The sequence below is a fragment of the Pseudovibrio sp. JE062 genome, from assembly GCF_000156235.1.
GTDB lineage: Bacteria > Pseudomonadota > Alphaproteobacteria > Rhizobiales > Stappiaceae > Pseudovibrio.
Genome location: NZ_DS996811.1, coordinates 1 through 1,745 on the forward strand (window position 1 = coordinate 1; position 1,745 = coordinate 1,745).

Annotated in this window: 2 protein-coding genes; both read right to left on the bottom strand. The window is 54.2% G+C overall.

The genetic code is table 11. The features are described 5' to 3' along the window. Window positions 1-740, bottom strand: a 740-nt coding sequence (locus PJE062_RS16955; protein ID WP_008551153.1) for a mandelate racemase/muconate lactonizing enzyme family protein, incomplete at its 3' end; no start/stop codon positions are given. A gap of 41 nt (window positions 741-781) precedes the next feature. Then, window positions 782-1,576, bottom strand: coding sequence for a FadR/GntR family transcriptional regulator (locus PJE062_RS16960; protein ID WP_008550801.1), 795 nt, complete (start codon window positions 1,574-1,576; stop codon window positions 782-784). Window positions 1,577-1,745: the final 169 nt, after the last annotated feature.

Consider the following 1,745-nt stretch of genomic DNA (forward strand, 5'->3'; position numbering starts at 1 on the left):
GGGTCTTCCAGCCAGAACACGTTGTAGGGTTTCAACGCACGCGCGATCTTCTCGGCCATTGGCAGGTTCCACACGCTGTGCAGCTCCACGTGAATGTCCATGGCATCGCCCACAGCTTCACGGATTTGCTTGAAGGGGCGCAGGCCTGCCTCCAGATCTTCCGGTGAAATGTAGGTGCCATTGGTTTTTACGGCGAACTGGTCAAACGGCCAGATCTTCATGCCGCGAAAGCCCATGTCCAGCAGGCTCTTGGCCAGTGCGCCCGCATCAGACAGGAACGCCTCCAGATCCTCATAGGGACCTTCAGCAACAGATTCCGTGCTCCAGTCCTCCGTGGTGTTGACCTGCTTGTCCTTCACATACTCATAGCCCGCGCAGGTGTTATACGCGCGGATTTTATCGCGGCTTTTGCCTCCCAGCAGCTGATGCACCGGCACGCCGAGGGTTTTACCGGCAAGGTCCCAAAGGGCGATATCGATGGCAGAGGCGGCCCGCATTTCTGCGCCGGTGGAATTGAAACCGCAGATGGGATTCAGCAACAGGCGGGAGATGGCGTCAATCTGGGTTGGATCACGGCCAATCAGCTCATCTGCCAATGTTTCATGGATGAAACCGCAAACCGCATCGGAGCCATAAAACGTTTCGCCCAGACCAAAGCTGCCAGCATCGGTGTGCACACGCACCCAGGTTACATTGCGAAATTCTTTGAGGTTGATGGTTTCAATGCCTGTGATTTTCATGGGGCTTCTCTAAAGGAGATTTATTGGAATGGATGGAGTGCTCAATCAGAGGGGAGGCGGTCGCGCTCATTCTGCATCACCACGTTGGCCAAGGAGTTCTCGCGGATCTCTTCGTTCAGATCACTCAGGTCAAGGTCATAGGCGGCGCGATCGATGATGCGCACAGAGGCTTTGCGGGCCGCTTCTGCATCCCGCAGGCGGATGGCTTCCAGCAGATGGCGGTGGCGTTCCAGACTGTCGCTCAGCTCACTCGCCGCTTCCGTGGTTTTCTTGATCAGCACGAACACCGCAGGCATGGTGCTGCGTCCGATCTGTACCCAGACTAGATTGTGCGTGGCCTGATAAATCGCCTCATGAAACTGCGTGTCGTACTGCTGAAAGTGCTTGCCGCGATAGATCAGATCATCCTTCTGCATGGCCGCGTACATGCCATTCCACGCCGCCTCGATCTTCATCAGATCCTTGGCCGTGGCGCGGCGGGCTGCTTCCATGGCGATGAACGGTTCCACGGAGGTACGAAATCGGAAAATCTCGCGGGCGAAGATGAGCGTGTTGCCGCCATACTGCGCAATCCACGTGGCCACTTGCGGAGAGAGGATGTTCCAGTCCTGATAATCTTTGACGCGGGTGCCGAAGCCGGAGATGCGTTCGATGATACCGTGATTGGTGAAGGTGGCCAGCGCACTGCGCATGGTGGCACGGCTGACACCAAACTGTTCCGTCAGTTCCAGTTCCTTTGGCAGAAAGTCACCCGGTTTCAGTTCCGCCGAAAACAGCTGGCGAGCCAGTTCCTCAGTTATCTGATCTCGCAGATCCTGCGTGTATGTGGACACCATCGCGCTTCAGCCTCATCAAAAGAGCAGAATGATAGGACTAGCCTAATCCATGTCTGACATACAATTAAATATGACTGAATACTTAGTTATCAACACGCATATCTGGATACAACTCAAGTTACCATGAGTTATTCTATGTTTGATAATTCAATATTTATAAATATAATTA

Excerpts from the sequence above, each read along its gene's own strand:
- PJE062_RS16960 (WP_008550801.1), bottom strand. The coding sequence starts at position 1,576 with ATGGTGTCCACATACACGCAGGATCTGCGAGATCAGATAACTGAGGAA.